We start from the raw sequence: 16,729 nt of genomic DNA on the forward strand, positions 1-16,729 counted from the left end.
CTTTCTCACGAAAAAGCTGCCAAAGGTGGCCGCCGAGATGGCGCTCAACGTGCTCGCCTACAACATGAAGCGCGTGATGATGATCGTTGGCCTAGGCGGATTGCTGGAGGCGATGCAGGCGTGAGGGCGGCCTCTGCGCGACCAAATCAGCGCCTACACGAAGCTCCTGGTTGCCACTGAGATGACAAGAGGTCGATTCCACCGAATGAGAAGCGCGGCGGCCACGAAATGCGCCGGAGCGCCCCAAGTCGCCGGATTTTCACACGGCCTGGGCCCTTAGCTGAAATCGCTGCTCCCGCATCGCTCGACCGAGCAGCCGTGTGATGGATGGGGTCCTTGCTCCCCATGAAGACCGTTGCACCTGGAAACTTCTCACCTCCGCCGCCGTTGAATCGCGGCTGAGGAGACGTCATGCCGTGTGCTGGGGACCGGCGGGCCGCTGCTCAGCGCGTGGCAGACGAAGCCGCGACGGATAATCACACGTTCATGCACCCCGCGCTCAGCTCAGATAATCAGGCGTAAAATCCGCAAGTCTCCGCAGCCCGTAGGATGGGTTGAGCCCTTGCGAAACCCATCTCCTGTGCGGCTGAAACGATGGGTATCGCTTCGCTCCACCCATCCTACGGCCGTGCTTGCAGCGGCTCGGGGACTTCAGTCCGGCCTGTCTGCACCTGATGCGTCAGTCGACGCTGTGAGCGGGGACCGGCCAGTGCGCGGTCCCGGCTGGAACACGGGAACAACTCTCTCCCGGGCACGTCATTCATAGGACGAGGGAGATGCCCATGAAAGCGCTCACCGCAGCGATCGCGTTTGCAGCCATGATAGGGTCCGTCACCGCCCAGAATACCGGGCCCGCTCCGCAGAGCGGCATGGAAAGGCCGGAGAACACCAACGGCGCCACGGAGAAGGGAGCGATGGACACCACCGGCATGAATGTAAACCGGGCCAATCGACCCGGTATGAAAGATACCTCCAAGGGCGAGAACAGGACCGACGACAAGAAAAAATAATGGTGTCTGCGGCGTGGCGGGCGCCATCGATGGCGACGGCCTTGCAATCGTATCACTTGCCTCACTCGCGCGCGCAGCAATCGACCAGCGCGCGCCAGATGCGTTCGACCTGCAATCTCCTTTGACGCTCGCGGACGGCGTCGTCCTCCGTACCCGGCGACGTCGCGGTCCGCGTATCGCGCGGCTCAATCCAGCGCTCCGAGATGGGATCGTACCATCGGCCGAGAGTCGTCACGTCCAACGCTTGCTTCATCGTCTATCCCATGCGCCTGTTGCTGGTGTTCTGGGTGAGGTTGCCATGCGCAGCCTGCTCGCGGATGTTCTGCTTCTCGTCGTCGCGGCGGCCTTTGGTGGTGTCGACGGGAACTGACGGCGCGCTGCCGGCGCCCTTGGGACTCCGGTTCTGCTCGGGAACAGGTCGGATCGTTTTCGTCAACGGCTTTGTCATGCGCATCGACTGCATCGTTGTCTGATGTGAGATCAACGCAATGGACGTTCGCGGCGTTCCAAATGGTGCCGTTCGTTCTCGATGAGATTGAACTCTGTTCTCGGCCGGAGAACTACGGGCGTCCGGCACCGGCTTCAGCAGTGAACGTCTGCGACGGCGTCCTGATCGGCGCCACGGCAGCCGAGCGAAGACCATTATCCAAGCCGTACTTCGCGTCGGTCCGGGGCGCAGTTTCGCGCGACGTGCTCGCGGTAGATGGCGATCGCCCTGTTGGCGAGCATCAACGGCCGGCGCTCGCCGGTCCTGAGCTGGGCTTCGATGGCATCGAGGATGACGTTTGCGGACACATCAGGCGGCCCGAGCTCGCCACTCTTCTCGAGGAAGCTCCAGGCGATGAAGAATGCGTTCTCGACGGTGCAACGGATCGACATGGGCTGCCAACGCGGCGCGGCCGCAGGCGTTCCCGCGCGGCGGGTGAGACTTGCATCGGTCCGGCCGCCGGAGTGGGTCAGTTCTTCAGGACGATGCGGCCGACGACCTTGCCGGCGCGAAGCTCGTCGATCCACTTCTGGACGTCGCCCATCGGCTCCTCGCGCATCGGCGTCGGCTTGATCTTGCCGGCGCGTGCCAGCGCCATCAGCTCGTGGGCCTCAGCTAGCGTGCCGACCATGAAACCTTCGATGGTCATGCGCTTGTAGACCCATTGCACCATCGGCAGCGTGAACTGGCCGCCCATCAGGCCGGACACCACGATCTTGCCGCCGCGCGCAGCGACCGCGACCGCGAACGCCATCGACTTCTCGTTGCCGGCGAAATCGACGATCTCGTCGAAGCCACCTTCGGTTTCTTTCAGGATGCGCCTGATGACCTCGGGCTCGGCCGGATCGTAGGCGACGGCGGCGCCGTTCTTCAGCGCGGTCTCGCGCGCGGCCGGTGAGAGGTCCGCAACCGTGATCGGCTGCTTGAACATCGCCTGCGCGAACGACAGGCCCATCATGCCGACGCCGCCGAGCCCGATCAGCAAGAGGTTACGCTGGCGCGGACGGTCGACCAGGCGCTTGAGCGCGCCATAGGCGGTGACGCCGGAGCACATCAGGGTCGCGGCCTGGTTGACGGGCAGGGGATCGTAGTCGAGCAGATATTTGGCGTCGGGCACCAGCACGTGGGTGGCGAAGCCGCCGTCGATGGAGACGCCGAGGAAGCGCTGCTTGACGCAGAGATTCTCGTCGCCATTGGCGCAGTCGCGGCATTGGCCGCAGCCGATCCACGGGAAGACAGCTTTCTTTGCGCCGACGAGGCTGGCTTCTACGTCGGGACCGACTTCGTCGACGACGCCCGCGATCTCGTGGCCGAGCGTGAAGGGCAGCGTCATGCCGCGCGTGGTGTCGAGCTTCTTGCCGCCGCCGAGATCGGCATAGCCGTCCTGGATGTGCAGGTCGGAATGGCAGAGGCCGCAGCGCTCGATGCGCACCAGCACCTCGCGTCCTTGCGGCTTCGGCGTGTCGACGATGGTCTCGCACAACGGCGCGTCGAACTTGACCAGGGACTGCCTGCGCATCAAGGCCATATTCCTTCCTCCGAAATTCCGATTATTCAGCTTCGCTTCGTATATCCGCCAATTCACGCGCCATGGCAACAAAGCCGGAAATGGGAATGGTCTCCGCGCGCCGCGTCGCATCGACGCCGGCGGCGCTCGCGAGCCGCGCGGGATCGACGCCCAGCGATTTCAGGCTTTGCCGCAGCATTTTTCGGCGCTGGCCGAAGGCAGCGGCCGCGACCTGCTCGAGCAGCCTGCGATCGCAGGGCAGCGGTTCTGCGCGCGGCTTAAGGCGCACGACAGAGGAGGTGACCTTCGGCGGCGGCACGAAGGCGGACGGCGAAATGTCGAACAGGATCTTGGTCTCGCAGCGCCAGTTGGCGAGCACGCCGAGCCGGCCGTAGGCCTCCTCGTCCTCGCGCGCGACGATGCGCTCGCCGACCTCGCGCTGGAACATCAGCACCATCATGTCGTACCAGGGCGGCCAGGGCTCGACGGTGAGCCAGTTGATGAGAAGCTGGGTCGCGATGTTGTAGGGCAGGTTGGCGACGATCTTCGCGCGTTCGCCTGACAGCAGCGGGCGCGGATCGAAGGTCATGGCATCGCCATGCACGATCTCGAGCCTATCAGGATAGTGCGCCGAAATATCCTGCAAGGCCGGGATTGCGCGCTCGTCATGCTCGATGGCGATGACGCGGCGGGCGCCGAGCGCGAGCAGCGCCCGCGTCAGCCCGCCCGGGCCCGGGCCGATCTCGACGATGGTCGCCTCGTCCAGCGGCGCGGCCGCGCGCGCGATGCGCGCAGTCAGGTTGAGGTCGAGCAGAAAGTTCTGGCCAAGCGATTTCCTGGCCGACAGCGCGTGCTGGCGAATGACCTCGCGCAGCGGCGGGAGGTCGTCGATGGCGCTCATCAGCTTTGCGAAGCGGCCATGCGGCTCGCAAGCTTGAGCGCCGCGATCAGGCTCGCCGGATTGGCCTTGCCGGTGCCGGCGATGTCGAACGCCGTGCCATGGTCGGGCGAGGTGCGGATGAAGGGCAGGCCGAGCGTGACGTTGACCGCGTCGTCGAAGGCGATGGTCTTGATCGGGATCAACGCCTGGTCGTGATACATGCAGACCGCGCAGTCGTAGGTCTGTCGCGCCGCCTCGTGGAACATGGTGTCGGCGGGCAGCGGGCCCCTGGCCTCGATGCCGTCGTTGCGCAGCACTTTCAGCGCGGGAGCGATGACGGTCTGCTCCTCGTGTCCGAGCGATCCGTCCTCGCCGGCATGCGGATTCAGCCCGGAGATCGCGATGCGCGGCTTTGCGATGCCGAAGCGCGACTTCAGCTCGGTCGCGACGATGCGGACGGTCGAGACGATCAGCTCGCTGGTGAGCTCTCCCAGCGCATCGCGCATCGAGACGTGGATGGTCACGGGCACCACGGCGAGCTGTGGCGACCACAGCATCATCACCGGCTGCGGCACGCGGCCGTTCTCTGCGGCAAGCTCGGCGAGGAATTCGGTGTGGCCGGGATGGCGGAAGCCGGCGCGGTAGAGCACGCTCTTGGCGATCGGGTTGGTGACGACGGCGCCGGCGCGGCCCGCGCGCACGTCGATGACCGCCTGACGGATCGAGGCGAGCGCGGCCGGCGCGCTGGATGCGTCGGGCTTGCCGGGCTCGGCGCTCGCGCGCTCGCCGGTCGCGACCACGGGCAGGGCATCGGTGAAGGCGGTAGCGGCCTCACCGGGGCTCACCGCGGCGATCCTGACGTCGGCGCCGAGCGCTTTGGCGCGACGCGCGATCAGCGCCTCGTCGCCGAGCAGATAGAAGGCGGGTAGGTTCAACTCGCGGCGCCTGAGCCAGGTTGCGATCGTGATGTCGGGGCCGATGCCGGCGGGCTCTCCCAGGGTCAGGGCGAGGGGTTTTGCCGAGCGCGCTGCGGAAGGCTTGACCATCAGCGATTGCGATATTCGATCATCGCCGCCTTGCGGAGCTCGTCGAGATAGGCCTTTTGGGTCTTCTCGTACTTCTCCTGATACATCTTCTCGCGGACCTCGCGCTTCTTCGGCGTGTCGATCATGGTCGGCTTGCGCGAGCACAGCACCACCATCTCGATGCCGGCCTTGGTCACCTCGGGCGCGGTCAGGTGGCCGATCGGCGTATCGTCGAGCACCTTGCGCAGCGGCTCGGGCAGCTCCGCGGTGGTCTTGGTGACGCTGTCGCGGATGGTGGCGTTCGGCGTCGAGCGGAACAGCGAGTTGGCTTCCTCGCAGCTGCCGACGCGCGCGCGATAGGTCTCGGCTTCCTTCTTCCGTGTCTCCATGAACGCCGCCGACGAGCCGCGCGGCACGATCAGCACGATCGGCTGCATCTTGTATTCGGTGCCCTCGATCTGGAGCTTGTCGCCGGTCTGGGCCTGCACGGCCTGCGCGACGTCGCGCTCGCCGACCAGCAGCTTCTCCTTGAAGCGACCGCGCACGAGGCTGGTCCAGACCATCTCGGCCTTCATGCGGCCCTTCAGCGTCTCCGGGCGGACGCCCTTGGATTCGAGCGACTTGGTGAGCTGATCCGGCGAGATGCGCATGCGCTGCGCCATGCCTTCATAGGACTGGTTGATGTCGGAGATGCCGGGATCGACGCCGTACTTCTTGCCTTCCTTGAGCTTCACCTTGTCGTCGATCAGCTCGTTGATGACGTCCTGCCGGCTCGGGGTCTTCTGCGTCGTCAGCTGGTCGAGCTTGGAGCGCTGCTCGATGTCGAAATCGGTGATCGGATCGCCATTGACCATGACGACGATGTTCTGCGCATGCGACCGCGAGGGCAGGGCGGTCAGCATCAGCCCGGCACCGATGGCGAAAAGGAGGCGGAAGACAGGCAATGGGGTCGTCATGATGTCGCTCGCATGTCAGCCGCGTCGTGGTGGGGCAAGCGCGGCCGGCACTTCAATCCCGTTCACTGGAGGCCGGCGGAACTGCTGGTCGTCGACGAGGTCGCCAGCGTGCGCAGGCCGATTTGGAACATGAACGCGTGGCTCAACGTGGGCGGTGCGGTGCCCGCGGAATAGCTATACGAAGTTACATAGTTCGCCGCCAGCACGAAGCAATCGTCGACATAGCCGGCACCGAGCACATACTGGTTGATCTTGTTGGCCTCGAGGTCCCAGCGCGCCGAGCCCGACACCACCCAGTTGGTCGCGATCTTGATCGAGCCCGAGGTCAGGATACCCTCGCGGCGGGTCAGATAGCCGAGCTCCGGCTGGGCTGCGTAATTGCCGTACAGCACGGCGACCGACCAGCGATTGAAGTTGGCGCGGCCTTCGGCCTCGAAACGCTGCACGTTCCAGGTCTGCTCGTCCATGCGGGAGCGGACGCTGAACGTGTAGGTGCTGTTGGGCGAGTAGCTGGCGCTCGCGACGTAATCGGACCGCGGCTTGTCGAGGCCGGAATCCAGGCCGGTATTGATGGTGTCCTGGACCGCGAAGGAGTTCAGGCCGAACAGGTGGTAGGACTGGCCGAACAGCACCTTGACCGCACCGCCCTTGTCGAACTGCGTGGTGGACTGCACGCCGACATTGGCGCGGCCACCGCCCTCGACGCGGTCGTAGCCAGAGAACTTGTCGACGCTGAACAGGTTCGAGGCGTCGAACACCATGCTCTGGGCGTCCTCGTTCGGCAGCTTGCCGGCATAGGTCTCGTTCGGCCGGATGATGATCTGCGCGATCGGCTCGACGGTGGTCGATCCCCAGGGCTGAATGTTGATGAAGGGATAGCGGTACTCCAGGCCCACGGTCGGCATCAGGCGGAACGCCTGGGTGTCGCCGACGGGCAGGTAGTTCGACACGCCGGGCTGGTTGGAGACCGAGGAGTTGATCGCGTCGGCGCGCAGGCTCGCGAACGGCGTCCAGATCTGGCCGAACGGATCGGTGAAGGATTTGCGCCACTGCGCTTCCGCCGTGAGGCGCGTGTAGGTGCCCGGGAAGCCGCGCAGCAGGCACTGCGAGGGCATGCGCGCCAGCGGATCGGCCGACGCCGTAGTGCACAGGCCGTTGGTGTTGGCGACCGTCGTGATCGGATCGAACACCGCATCGTCACGCGACAGGTTCACGAAATTGGTCTTGTAGCTGAACTCGCCGCCGAAGACGGGATAGTTGAGCACGTTGGAGTAGTCGATCACCGGATAGACGATCGGCACCTGGCTCTGGTTGCCGGAATAGCTCAGCCAGTACATCGTGCGCGCATCGAAGAAGCTGCGATTGCCGACGCCGGTCAGATAGAGCTGCGACAGCGCTTCCGTCGGCAGCAGCAGGAACGAGCCGAGCGGATCACGGTACTGATAGAGCCGGTAGTCCGAGAAGAAATAGTAGTCGGACATCAGGACGCCGTCCCAGCCCCAGACCCATTTGTCGTTCAGCGCGAACTGGCCCTTGGTGTCGACGGCGCCGCGGAACTGGCGGTCGCCGGGCAGCCCGGCGAATGCTCCGGGATCGAGCTGGTCGATGCCGTAAGCGCGGATCTGGTAGGCGCCGTCGATCAGGCGCTGGCGGAATTCGCCCTGCAGCATGACGCCTTGCCGCGTCATGAAGCGGGGGGTGATGGTTGCGTCCATGTCGGGCGCGATCGCCCAATAATAGGGAACCTCCACGCCGAAGCCCGTGTTCGTCGTGCCCGGGAAGTAGCCGGGCATCAGGAAGCCGGACTTGCGCTTCACGGTCGGGTCGGGGGTCGAGAAATAGGGCATGTAGGCGAGCGGCACGCCGAAGAATTCGAGCTGCGCCGTCTCGAAATACAGCATCTTCTCCTGCTGGTCGTGGATGATGCGCGCACCCTTGACCTGCCATAGCGGCGGCTTCTTCGGATCGTCCTTACACGGCGCGCAGGCGGTATAGACGCCGTTCTCGAACACCGTGTAGTTGCCGCTGGAGCGGTCGGCGCGGCTCGCGGCCATGCGGGTCTGGTCGGCGGTGTCCACGCGCAGCGAATCGACGAAACCGTCGCGGTAATCGTCGGAGAGATCCATGATCTCCGCATAGGTGATCTTGCCGTCGGCATCCGTCATGCGGATGTTGCCTTCGGCATGCAGCCGCTTGGTCTTCTGGTCGTAGATGACCCGGTCGGCCTCGACGCTGGTGCCGTTGTAGAACAGCTGGACGTTACCGACCGCGGAGACGCGCGAATTGTTGTAGTCGTAATCGACCTCGGTCGCCTGAACCAGCATCTGGTTGTCGTTGGCCGCCTTCGGCGGCTTCGGACGCGGCGGCAGCGGATTGTAGGTGAAGCTCTGGGCCTGGGCCGGCGCCACGGCGGCAGCGTCGATCAACCCGCCGAGCGAGGCGGCGGCGACGACGGCAATCAGGAGCCTGCGGACGGACAAGCCGCACCCGTTCGCGCGCACCAATGTACGCCGCGTCAAACGAGACACGAGCCCTCGGTGGACGGCAGTCACTATCCGTCCTCCTGATAGAGCAAGGCCAAAAAGCCGGTGAGGCCGCCCACCACAACGGGCAACCACGCCGCAGCGATCGGATGCATCAACTCAGCCTTGCTCAAATCCTCAGTTACTTTCGACAGAACGTAGAGCAGAAAGCCTGCGCCCACGCCACTCAAAACCATCTTCTGCACGCCGCCCATCCGGAAGAAGCGCAACGACACGGAGGCCGCGAGCATCACCATGGCCGCGAGCAAAAACGGCTGTGCCAGAAGCTTCTGATACTGGAGTCGGTATCCGGCTGTCGCGAAGCCCGAGCTTTCCGACGAGCGGATGTAGCTCGGTAGTTGCCAAAAGGACACAGTCTCAGGGGTGGAAAAGCTGTTGCGGACCTGCGCCTCGGTCAGCGTGGTCGGGATCTCCAGGCTGGCCTGGTCGATCGGCGGTGCGTCCAGCGAGAAGCGGCGGACGCCTTTGAACAGCCAGCGGCCGGCCTCGAGCGTCGCCTCGCGCGCCTCGACCCGCTCCTTGAAGTGCTGGTCCGGGTCGAACCGGAACAGCGTGAGCCCGGTGAGCCGGATACCCTGCTGCTCGCTGCGCGCCGCATTGATGATGGTCTGGCCGTCGTTGGTCACCTGATTGAGCCAGAAGCCGGAGGCGTCCTGGATGCCGCCGCCGGGCGCCGAGCCGAACAGCTCGGCTTCCATCCGCTTGGACAGCTCGCGCAAATTGGCCGACATCGGATTGTAGGCGACGGTGGCGATCACCCCGATCAAGAGCGCGCTGCCGAGCGCCGGCGAGATGAACTGCCAGGCGGAGATGCCGGCAGCGCGCGCCACCACCAGCTCGAGCCGGCGGGAGAGGGCGAGATAGCAGGTCATGGCGCCGATCAGCATGCAGAACGGCGTCAGCTTCTCCAAAAGCTGCGGCACCCGGAACAGCGAGGTCTCGGCCACCATGATCGCGGAGGCGGATGCCAGGCCTGAGGTCTTGCGCACCATCTCGATGTAGTCGACCAGCACCAGCAGCAGGAAAATGCCACCGAAGACGCCGAGCGCCGCGACCACGAAGCGGCCGGCGAAATAGCGCCCGAGTGTGTTGGTGAGCATGCTCATGCGGTGGCCGGACGTCCGAACAGCCGCGCGATCCGTGCGTTCGACCTGTTGATGGCCTCCATCAGGCCAGGCGGCGGCTCGACCACGACGCCGCCGATGATCATGGCGAGCCCGATCCCGATCGCGCCCACGACCATCGCATATTGGGCCAGCACCGCGCCCGGCGATTTCACCGCCATCACCGAACAGGCGAAGCCGGCCATGCGCAGGCCGAACACCGCGACGATCGAGGAGGCGATCGAGAAATTGCGGCTCTGGCGCGTGGTGCGAGGCGCCCCCAGGAATGCGAAGGTCAGCACGGCAAAGGCGAACGGATAGATCGGCGCCAGGATGCCGTCATGCAGGGCCGAGCGGAACTGGCCGGGAATCTGCTTGTAGACGGGGTCGTTCTCTGACGGCGAGAACAGCTCCCACAGATAGCGCTCGCGGATGCCGAGGGTGACGTCGCGGCCCTGGTTGGAGAACTTCGACATATCGAAGCCGTAGCGGCCGAACGCCACCAGCGCAGGATCGCGCTTGCCCGCCTCGAAGCGCTGGAGATTGCCGGTCTCCAGCACCAGGAACGAGCCGGTCTCGTTCTTCACGACCTCGCCGTGCTCGGCGACGATCGAGACGCGCTCGTTCGGATCGCGGCGGTCGTCGATGAAGATGCCGGCGAGAATGCCGCCGGGCAGGCGCTCGCGGATCCGGATCGTCAGGTTCCTGTCGAGCTGGGCGAAGCGACCGGGCTGCAGGATGTTGGTGAGCACGTCGGCGGTGATCTCGGCGTCCCACTGCTTGATCCGCCGCATGCCGTCGGGGGCGAGATAGGCCGCGATGAAGGCGACCAGCAACGCCACCACGCAGGTGGCGTAGAAGAACGGATAGAACAGCCGGAACGGCGAGAAGCCGGCGGCATTCATCACGATGATCTCGGAATCGGTCGCGAGCTTGTTCAGCGTGTGCGAAATCGCGATCATCAGCGCGATCGGCGAGATGATCAGGACCAAGGCCGGAATCACGAGGCTGGTGATGCCGAGGAAGGTGAGGATGGTCTGACCCTGGCTCGTCATCAGGTCGATGCCGCGCAACGCCTGCGTAATCCAGATCACGCCGGTGAGGCTGACCAGGACCAGCGCAAACGACGCCAGCGTCGTGCGGAAGATATACCTATCGATCGACCCCATGCGCTATCGCACGAATTCCCACCAAGCCCCAATGTCGACCAGAATTCCGGCGGTCCAACCAATCCCCGTCAGGGGATCCCCAAGGTCGGCCAACAGCCCTTCCGGCGGTTCATTCTCTCACTACCATCCCTTTGATCCGTCAACAAAATGGCTGCCCCATGGCACCCTCATTACATGGTTAATATTTCGGTCGTTGTGGCCCCGCGGCCACGGCGGCGCTTGGCATCGGGCGGGCCGCTGGCCCATAGTGGGGGAAGCCTCAGTGAATCGCCGTTCAGCCGGTTTGTGACTGGAACTCCCGAACGACGAAAAGCCCCATGTTTTGGAGGAGTTATCCATGTCCGATGCCATCAAGGTCGGCTTTGTCCCGTTGTCTGCCGCCCCCCGTGGCATCCTGGTCGTGTTTTGCGACGATGGCCTGAAGCTCGGCCCGGCGACGGCCAAGGCGCTGGGTGGCGCCGTCGACCTCGTGAAGCGCGCGGCTACTGCCGCCGCCTTCAAAGGGAAAAGTGGCGCCGCGCTGGACATTCTGGCGCCCGAGGGGGTGAAGGCGACCCGGCTGATCGTGATCGGCGCCGGCAAGGCGACCGGCCTGAAGGCGAATGATCTCCTTAAATTCGGCGGGGTGGCCGCGAGCAAGCTGCCCGCTGGCACCAGCGCCATGACCATCATGGCGGAGCTGCCTGATGGCGCCATGACGAGCGAGCAGGCGGTTGCGGTCGCCTCGGGCCTGCGACTCCGCGCTTACAAGTTCGATCGCTACAAGACCAAGAAGAAGGACGGCGAGGAGGGCGGCGCGCGTGCCGACGTCTCGCTCGCGGTCGGCGATGCCGGTGCTGCGAAGAAGGTGTTTGCCTCGGCCGGCCACGTCATCGATGGCGTGGTCATTGCGCGCGACCTCGTCAACGAGCCACCGAACGTGCTTTTCCCCGAGGAATTCGCGCGAAGAGCCAGTCAGCTCCGCAAGTTCGGCGTCAAGGTCGACGTGCTCGACGTCAAGGCGATGCAGAAGCTCGGCATGGGCGCGCTGCTCGGCGTCGGCCAGGGCTCGGCGCGGCCGAGCCGCACCGTGATCATGCGCTGGGATGGCGGCAAGAAGGACGAGGCACCGGTCGCCTTCGTCGGCAAGGGCGTCTGCTTCGACACCGGCGGCATCTCGATCAAGCCGGCCGGCAGCATGGAGGACATGAAGGGCGACATGGGAGGCGCAGCCTGCGTCGTCGGCCTGATGCATGCGCTCGCCGCGCGCAAGGCGAAGGTCAACGCGGTCGGCGCCATCGGCCTCGTCGAGAACATGCCGGACGGCAACGCGCAGCGGCCGGGCGACATCGTCACCTCGATGTCCGGTCAGACCATCGAGATCATCAACACCGACGCGGAGGGCCGCCTCGTGCTGGCCGACGTGCTCTGGTACGTCGCCAAGAAGGTGAAGCCGAAATTCATGGTCGATCTGGCGACGCTGACCGGCGCGATCATGGTGGCGCTCGGCACCGAGCATGCCGGCATGTTCTCCAACAACGACGAGCTTGCCGACCGGCTGCTCACGGCCGGCATCGAGAGCGGGGAGAAGGTCTGGCGGATGCCGCTCGGCCCCGAATACGACAAGCTGATCGATTCCCAGTTTGCCGACATGAAGAACACCGGCGGCCGCCATGGCGGTTCGATCACGGCAGCGCAGTTTCTCCAGCGCTTCGTCGACGGGGTGCCCTGGGCGCATCTCGACATCGCCGGCACCGCCATGGGCGCGCCGAAGACCGACATCAACCAGAGCTGGGGAAGCGGCTACGGCGTCCGCCTGCTCGATCGCCTGGTCGCCGACCATTACGAGCGCAAATGACCTGACATGACTGAAGTGCTGTTCTACCATCTGCAAAACATGACGGTGGAGAATGTGTTGCCGCCGCTTCTCGAGAAATCGCTCGAGCGCGGCTGGCGTGTCGTGGTGCAGTCGACCTCGGAGGAGCGCGCCGATGCGCTCGACGGGCATTTGTGGACCTATCGCGACGATTCCTTCCTGCCGCACGCGACATGGCGCGCGAACGATGCCGCCGATCAGCCGATCGTGCTGGCGATCGAGGGCGGCAATCCCAACGGTGCCAATGTCCGCTTCCTGATCGACAATGCCGCGCTGCCGGAGGACGCACAGGGCTATGAGCGCATGGTGCTGCTGTTCAACGGCGATGACCCGGACGCGCTTGCGCTCGCCCGCACGGCCTGGACGGATTGCAAGGCGAAGGGATTTGATGTCACCTATTGGCAGGCCGATGAGCGTGGCCGGTGGCAGAAGCGCAATTAGCCGCAATTAATGATAATTTGCACTTTTCGGGCGATGCTGGCTTCGGCCACCTTCGTGCCGCAAAGGGATGTTGGGACAATCGCTTAGGGCTGGTCCTTCACGCGGGGAATTAGTTTATCGTGCGACATCAAAAGCTTCCCGGCTCGCTCATGATTGCGTTGGCTGCCGTAGCACCGCTGCTCGCGGGCTGTTCGGGCGGGACCGATCTGTTGTCGAAGGACGCCGAATGGTTTCAGAGACCCGGCCGTCTCTTCATCAAGAACATCTCGATCGAATCGCCGCCGCTGACTCCTGACAAGCCCGTAGGACCCGAGGACCTCGTCAGCGCCGACGGCGCCTGTCCCGGCATGGCGCCGCCGCCCGGACCGGCCGATGCCAATGCCTCGACGACGGCACCCGCGCCGGTCGGCGGCACGGTCGCGCTCGGCCACACTGAATGCGACGTGGTACGCGGCATCGGCGCGCCTTCGAGCGTCAACCTCTCCAACGACGCCATCGGCCGCCGCGTTGCCGTCGTCACCTGGACCACCGGCCCGCGCGCCGGCATCTACACGTTCACGTCCGGCCGCCTGTCCTCGATCGAAGGCAATCCCGAGCCGCAACCGACGCCGAAGGCGGCGAAGCCGAAAGCGAAGAAGAAGTCGGCGTAAAGGGGAGCGCGCGGACGCGGCTCTGTTAGGTCTGACGGCTGCTTTTCGCGATGTGCTGCCAAAACGCCTCGGCGGCCTGTGCCAGGCGAAGCTTCGGCCGGAATACATGGATCTCGATCGGCACGCACCATTCCGGTCCGCCTGCGGCGACGATCTCGCCCGAGGCGAGCTGATCGGCGATCAGGCTTTCCGGCAACCACGCCATGCCGCGGCCGGCCTGGACCATCGTCACCAGCAGCTTTGCGAGGTGAGAGGTGAAGGCTGCGCGCAGATGCGCGTCCAGCGGCGAGGTCGCGCGTACGGCCTCGAGGATTCGTCCCATGCCCGATTCAGGGCGGAAGCTCAGGAAGGGGACCGGCGCGGCTGCCGTGCCAGGCAGCTTGAAACGTGGCTTGCGGCTTCGACCCGACATCGGCACCGATGCTGGAATGAGCCTGTCGTCCCCGACATGCAGCGAGCGGAAATGCGACGGCGCCAGCGCCGTGGCCGCCGACGGGTGGTAATGGCAGAGCAGGAAATGCGCATCGCCGGCCAGCAATATCCGCTCGCAGGCCTCCATGTGATTGGCGACGAGCTGCACGTTCGGCACGAACGATAGCTTGGTCTCGATGCCGCGCAGCCAGTCGGGAAAGAAGGTCAGCGACAGCGCGTTGGTCGATGCGAATTTCAGCACGTCGGACGCGCCGCGGGCCCGCTCCTGAGCGTCGAGCCGACCGGCGGAGAGCCGGCGCAGGACGTCCTCCGCGGTCTCGCGAAACCCTTCGCCGGCCGCTGTGAGATTGACGCTGTGAGTGGTGCGATCCAGCAGCGGCGCGCCGGTCCAAACCTCGAGCGCCTGGATTCTGCGGCTCAGCGCCGGCTGCGAGCAATTGCGCTGCTCTGCCGCCCGCGAGAAGCTGCGTGTCGTCGCCACCGCGATGAAATCGTGCAGCCAGTTGATCTCCATTCCGAGGCCTCCGGATCGCTTATGCAAGCTCTGCATAACGATATCAGAACACGACATTGGATTTCCAGTGCCGCGGGCGGCACGGTGCGGCGAGTCTTCTCTGGGAGGAAAGCGCGATGGCCGCGCGCACGCTGTACGACAAGCTGGTCGACGCCCATGTCGTCCGCAATCTCGATGATAGCGGTCTCGTGTTGCTCTATGTCGACCGTACCGTGCTCAACGAATATACCAGTCCGCAGGCCTTTGCCGGGCTGCGCGCCGCCGGGCGCAAGGTCTGGAATCCGAAGGCCGCGCTGATGGTGGTCGACCACGTCAACCCGACCGCGGCTCAGCGCACCCGCGCGATGCCGGACCGAGGCGCGGCGCGGCAGGTCGATTACTTCGCCGAGAACGCCAGGGATTTCGGCATCGAATACTTTGATATCCTCGATCCGCGGCAGGGCATCGAGCATGTGGTCGCACCCGAGCAGGGGCTGGTCATGCCGGGCATGGTGATCGCCGCCGGCGACAGCCACAGCACCGCCTATGGCGCGTTCGGTGCCCTCGGCTACGGCATCGGGACATCCGACATCGAGCACTATCTCGCGACGTCGACGGTACGCTATCGCCGCCTCAAGACGATGCGCATCCACCTGACGGGAGCAGCGCCGCTCGGCGTGACACCCAAGGACATCGTGATGGAGGTGATCCGGCGGATCGGTGCCGATGGTGCGACCGGATACGCTGTGGAGTTCAGCGGTCCCGTCGTCTCGAACATGAGCGTCGAGGGCCGGATCGTGATCTCGATCATGATCGTCGAGGCCGGTGCGCGCGGCGTCGTGATCGCGCCGGATCGGAAGGTGCTGGATTATCTCAAGGGTCGTCCCCGTTCCCCAAAGGGCGAGATGTGGGAGCGCGCCGCACGGAGCTGGCTTGCTCTGTCCTCCGATCCTGATGCCAGGTTCGATCGCGAGCTGACGCTCGATGTCTCCGAGGTCGCACCGCTGGTGACTTGGGGCACCAGTCCCGATCAGGCGATCGCGGTGACTGGCACTGTGCCCTATCCCGCGCAACAGGCCGCACCCGATCGCGAGGCCGCGGCTATGCGCGCACTGAGCTATATGGGCCTGACGCCGGGAACGCCCATTCAATCCGTTTCGATCGACTTCGCGTTCATCGGCTCCTGTACGAATTCGCGCATCGAGGATTTGCGCGATGCGGCCGAGATCTTTCGCGGCCGCCGCGTTGCCGAGGGCGTGCGGGCGATCGTGGTGCCGGGTTCGACCCAGGTCAGGGCGCAGGCCGAGGCGGAAGGTCTCGCCAAAGTCTTCACCGACGCCGGCGTTGAATGGCGGCAATCCGGCTGCTCGATGTGCCTTGCGATGAATGACGATGTCCTGAAGCCGGGTGAGCGCTGTGCGTCCTCCACCAACCGCAACTTCGAGGGCCGCCAGGGGCCGGGCGCGCGCACGCACCTGATGAGCCCGGCCATGGTGGCCGCGGCAGCCGTCACCGGACGCATCACGGATGTGCGATCTCTGTTGGGAGGAGCGCGCCAATGATTCCGTTTGGTCAGGTCATGGGCGTGGCTGCGCCGATGATGGCGCCGAATGTCGACACGGACGTCATCATGCCGAAAATGTTTCTCAAGGGCGTGGACCGCAGCGGGCTCGGCGAGGGCGCCTTCAACCTGCTGCGCTTCAGCGGCGGCAAGCCCAATCCGGACTTCATCCTGAATCAGGACGGCTATCGCAACGCCTGCTTTCTCGTGGTCGGCCCCAACTTCGGCTGCGGGTCGAGCCGCGAGCACGCGGTCTGGGGGCTTCAGCAGCTCGGCATTCGCGCGCTGATCGGCACCAGCTTCGCCGGCATCTTCAACGACAATTGCGCCAACAACGGACTGTTGACGATTTCGCTCGATCCCGGCGTGGTGGCGGGGCTCGCCCGGGCCGTGGCCGACAGCTCGCGCAATGACGTCACGATCGACCTTCCCGCGCAGACGATCCAGTTCGATTGCGGTCGCCGCTCGATCGGATTCGACATCGAGCCGGACAGGAAAGAAGCCTTCCTGACGGGCCGCGATTTCATCGCCTCCACGCTCGTCTTCGCCGACGACATACGCGCCTTCGAGGCGCGGCATCGGGCGGAGAACCCCTGGATCGTCTGAACTGCACGAGG

General features: G+C 65.1%; 17 protein-coding genes. 6 read left to right on the top strand and 11 right to left on the bottom strand.

Features of this window, described 5'->3' with window-relative positions:
• The first annotated feature begins 782 nt into the window (after positions 1–782).
• Positions 783–1,010, top strand: a complete 228-nt coding sequence (locus YU9_RS42965; protein WP_156952227.1) for a hypothetical protein — start codon at positions 783–785, stop codon at positions 1,008–1,010.
• 61 nt (positions 1,011–1,071) lie between these two features.
• Here YU9_RS42965 and YU9_RS42970 read toward each other — a convergent pair whose 3' ends face one another.
• The 10 genes from YU9_RS42970 to lptF all read right to left on the bottom strand — a co-directional run bounded on the left by YU9_RS42970 (position 1,072) and on the right by lptF (position 10,680).
• Positions 1,072–1,263, bottom strand: coding sequence for a hypothetical protein (locus tag YU9_RS42970; protein WP_036018574.1), 192 nt, complete (start codon positions 1,261–1,263; stop codon positions 1,072–1,074).
• Between the two features lie 3 nt (positions 1,264–1,266).
• Positions 1,267–1,458 carry a hypothetical protein gene (locus YU9_RS0130815; RefSeq protein WP_036018585.1) on the bottom strand — a complete coding sequence of 64 codons (192 nt, stop codon included), beginning with the start codon at positions 1,456–1,458 and terminating at the stop codon, positions 1,267–1,269.
• 194 nt (positions 1,459–1,652) lie between these two features.
• Positions 1,653–1,889: a hypothetical protein gene (locus YU9_RS0130820; RefSeq protein ID WP_027576251.1), complete on the bottom strand. Its 237-nt coding sequence runs from the start codon at positions 1,887–1,889 to the stop codon at positions 1,653–1,655.
• Between the two features lie 77 nt (positions 1,890–1,966).
• A complete protein-coding gene (locus YU9_RS0130825; RefSeq protein ID WP_027576252.1) occupies positions 1,967–3,025 on the bottom strand; it encodes an alcohol dehydrogenase in 1,059 nt (352 codons plus the stop codon).
• A 22-nt stretch (positions 3,026–3,047) separates the two neighbouring features.
• On the bottom strand, positions 3,048–3,905 hold the full coding sequence (gene rsmA / locus YU9_RS0130830; RefSeq protein ID WP_027576253.1) for a 16S rRNA (adenine(1518)-N(6)/adenine(1519)-N(6))-dimethyltransferase RsmA: 858 nt from the start codon (positions 3,903–3,905) through the stop codon (positions 3,048–3,050).
• Positions 3,905–4,930 (bottom strand): 4-hydroxythreonine-4-phosphate dehydrogenase PdxA, encoded by a 1,026-nt coding sequence (gene pdxA / locus YU9_RS0130835; RefSeq protein ID WP_027576254.1) that lies wholly within the window; start codon positions 4,928–4,930, stop codon positions 3,905–3,907. The genes rsmA and pdxA overlap by 1 nt, the downstream gene beginning before the upstream one ends.
• The gene (locus tag YU9_RS0130840; protein WP_027576255.1) at positions 4,930–5,865 is read right to left on the bottom strand and encodes a SurA N-terminal domain-containing protein; all 936 of its coding nucleotides are present in this window, start codon (positions 5,863–5,865) and stop codon (positions 4,930–4,932) included. Before YU9_RS0130840 ends, pdxA begins: the two co-directional genes overlap by 1 nt.
• A gap of 62 nt (positions 5,866–5,927) precedes the next feature.
• Positions 5,928–8,417, bottom strand: coding sequence for an LPS-assembly protein LptD (locus tag YU9_RS0130845; RefSeq protein WP_027576256.1), 2,490 nt, complete (start codon positions 8,415–8,417; stop codon positions 5,928–5,930).
• Positions 8,417–9,514, bottom strand: coding sequence for an LPS export ABC transporter permease LptG (gene lptG / locus YU9_RS0130850; protein ID WP_027576257.1), 1,098 nt, complete (start codon positions 9,512–9,514; stop codon positions 8,417–8,419). Before lptG ends, YU9_RS0130845 begins: the two co-directional genes overlap by 1 nt.
• Positions 9,511–10,680 (bottom strand): LPS export ABC transporter permease LptF, encoded by a 1,170-nt coding sequence (gene lptF / locus YU9_RS0130855; protein WP_027576258.1) that lies wholly within the window; start codon positions 10,678–10,680, stop codon positions 9,511–9,513. The genes lptG and lptF overlap by 4 nt, the downstream gene beginning before the upstream one ends.
• Before the next feature lie 337 nt (positions 10,681–11,017).
• On the opposite strand from lptF, the gene YU9_RS0130860 reads away from it, so the two are divergent.
• The 3 genes from YU9_RS0130860 (at position 11,018) to YU9_RS0130870 (ending at position 13,626) form a co-directional block, all read left to right on the top strand.
• The gene (locus tag YU9_RS0130860; protein ID WP_027576259.1) at positions 11,018–12,517 is read left to right on the top strand and encodes a leucyl aminopeptidase; all 1,500 of its coding nucleotides are present in this window, start codon (positions 11,018–11,020) and stop codon (positions 12,515–12,517) included.
• A gap of 6 nt (positions 12,518–12,523) precedes the next feature.
• Positions 12,524–12,976: a DNA polymerase III subunit chi gene (locus tag YU9_RS0130865; RefSeq protein ID WP_027576260.1), complete on the top strand. Its 453-nt coding sequence runs from the start codon at positions 12,524–12,526 to the stop codon at positions 12,974–12,976.
• Positions 12,977–13,134: 158 nt separating this feature from the next.
• Positions 13,135–13,626 (top strand): hypothetical protein, encoded by a 492-nt coding sequence (locus tag YU9_RS0130870; protein WP_027576261.1) that lies wholly within the window; start codon positions 13,135–13,137, stop codon positions 13,624–13,626.
• 25 nt (positions 13,627–13,651) lie between these two features.
• Here the strand turns inward: YU9_RS0130870 and YU9_RS0130875 are convergent, their stop codons facing one another.
• Entirely contained in the window at positions 13,652–14,572 is a 921-nt protein-coding gene (locus tag YU9_RS0130875; RefSeq protein ID WP_027576262.1) for a LysR family transcriptional regulator, read from the bottom strand.
• A 116-nt stretch (positions 14,573–14,688) separates the two neighbouring features.
• On the opposite strand from YU9_RS0130875, the gene leuC reads away from it, so the two are divergent.
• Together leuC and leuD are read left to right on the top strand one after the other, a co-directional pair.
• The gene (gene leuC, locus YU9_RS0130880; protein ID WP_027576263.1) at positions 14,689–16,113 is read left to right on the top strand and encodes a 3-isopropylmalate dehydratase large subunit; all 1,425 of its coding nucleotides are present in this window, start codon (positions 14,689–14,691) and stop codon (positions 16,111–16,113) included.
• Complete coding sequence (leuD, locus tag YU9_RS0130885; protein WP_027576264.1) at positions 16,110–16,718, top strand: 3-isopropylmalate dehydratase small subunit; 609 nt, start codon at positions 16,110–16,112, stop codon at positions 16,716–16,718. The genes leuC and leuD overlap by 4 nt, the downstream gene beginning before the upstream one ends.
• Positions 16,719–16,729 lie beyond the last annotated feature (11 nt).

The sequence above is a fragment of the Bradyrhizobium sp. WSM1743 genome (assembly GCF_000473065.1).
Taxonomy (GTDB): Bacteria; Pseudomonadota; Alphaproteobacteria; order Rhizobiales; family Xanthobacteraceae; genus Bradyrhizobium.

Excerpts from the sequence above, each read along its gene's own strand:
- lptF (WP_027576258.1), bottom strand. The coding sequence starts at position 10,680 with ATGGGGTCGATCGATAGGTATATCTTCCGCACGACGCTGGCGTCGTTT.
- YU9_RS0130875 (WP_027576262.1), bottom strand. The coding sequence starts at position 14,572 with ATGGAGATCAACTGGCTGCACGATTTCATCGCGGTGGCGACGACACGC.
- leuC (WP_027576263.1), top strand. The coding sequence starts at position 14,689 with ATGGCCGCGCGCACGCTGTACGACAAGCTGGTCGACGCCCATGTCGTC.
- leuD (WP_027576264.1), top strand. The coding sequence starts at position 16,110 with ATGATTCCGTTTGGTCAGGTCATGGGCGTGGCTGCGCCGATGATGGCG.
- YU9_RS42965 (WP_156952227.1), top strand. The coding sequence starts at position 783 with ATGAAAGCGCTCACCGCAGCGATCGCGTTTGCAGCCATGATAGGGTCC.
- YU9_RS0130820 (WP_027576251.1), bottom strand. The coding sequence starts at position 1,889 with ATGTCGATCCGTTGCACCGTCGAGAACGCATTCTTCATCGCCTGGAGC.
- YU9_RS0130865 (WP_027576260.1), top strand. The coding sequence starts at position 12,524 with ATGACTGAAGTGCTGTTCTACCATCTGCAAAACATGACGGTGGAGAAT.
- YU9_RS0130815 (WP_036018585.1), bottom strand. The coding sequence starts at position 1,458 with ATGACAAAGCCGTTGACGAAAACGATCCGACCTGTTCCCGAGCAGAAC.
- lptG (WP_027576257.1), bottom strand. The coding sequence starts at position 9,514 with ATGAGCATGCTCACCAACACACTCGGGCGCTATTTCGCCGGCCGCTTC.
- YU9_RS0130860 (WP_027576259.1), top strand. The coding sequence starts at position 11,018 with ATGTCCGATGCCATCAAGGTCGGCTTTGTCCCGTTGTCTGCCGCCCCC.
- YU9_RS0130825 (WP_027576252.1), bottom strand. The coding sequence starts at position 3,025 with ATGGCCTTGATGCGCAGGCAGTCCCTGGTCAAGTTCGACGCGCCGTTG.
- rsmA (WP_027576253.1), bottom strand. The coding sequence starts at position 3,905 with ATGAGCGCCATCGACGACCTCCCGCCGCTGCGCGAGGTCATTCGCCAG.
- YU9_RS0130840 (WP_027576255.1), bottom strand. The coding sequence starts at position 5,865 with ATGACGACCCCATTGCCTGTCTTCCGCCTCCTTTTCGCCATCGGTGCC.
- YU9_RS42970 (WP_036018574.1), bottom strand. The coding sequence starts at position 1,263 with ATGAAGCAAGCGTTGGACGTGACGACTCTCGGCCGATGGTACGATCCC.
- pdxA (WP_027576254.1), bottom strand. The coding sequence starts at position 4,930 with ATGGTCAAGCCTTCCGCAGCGCGCTCGGCAAAACCCCTCGCCCTGACC.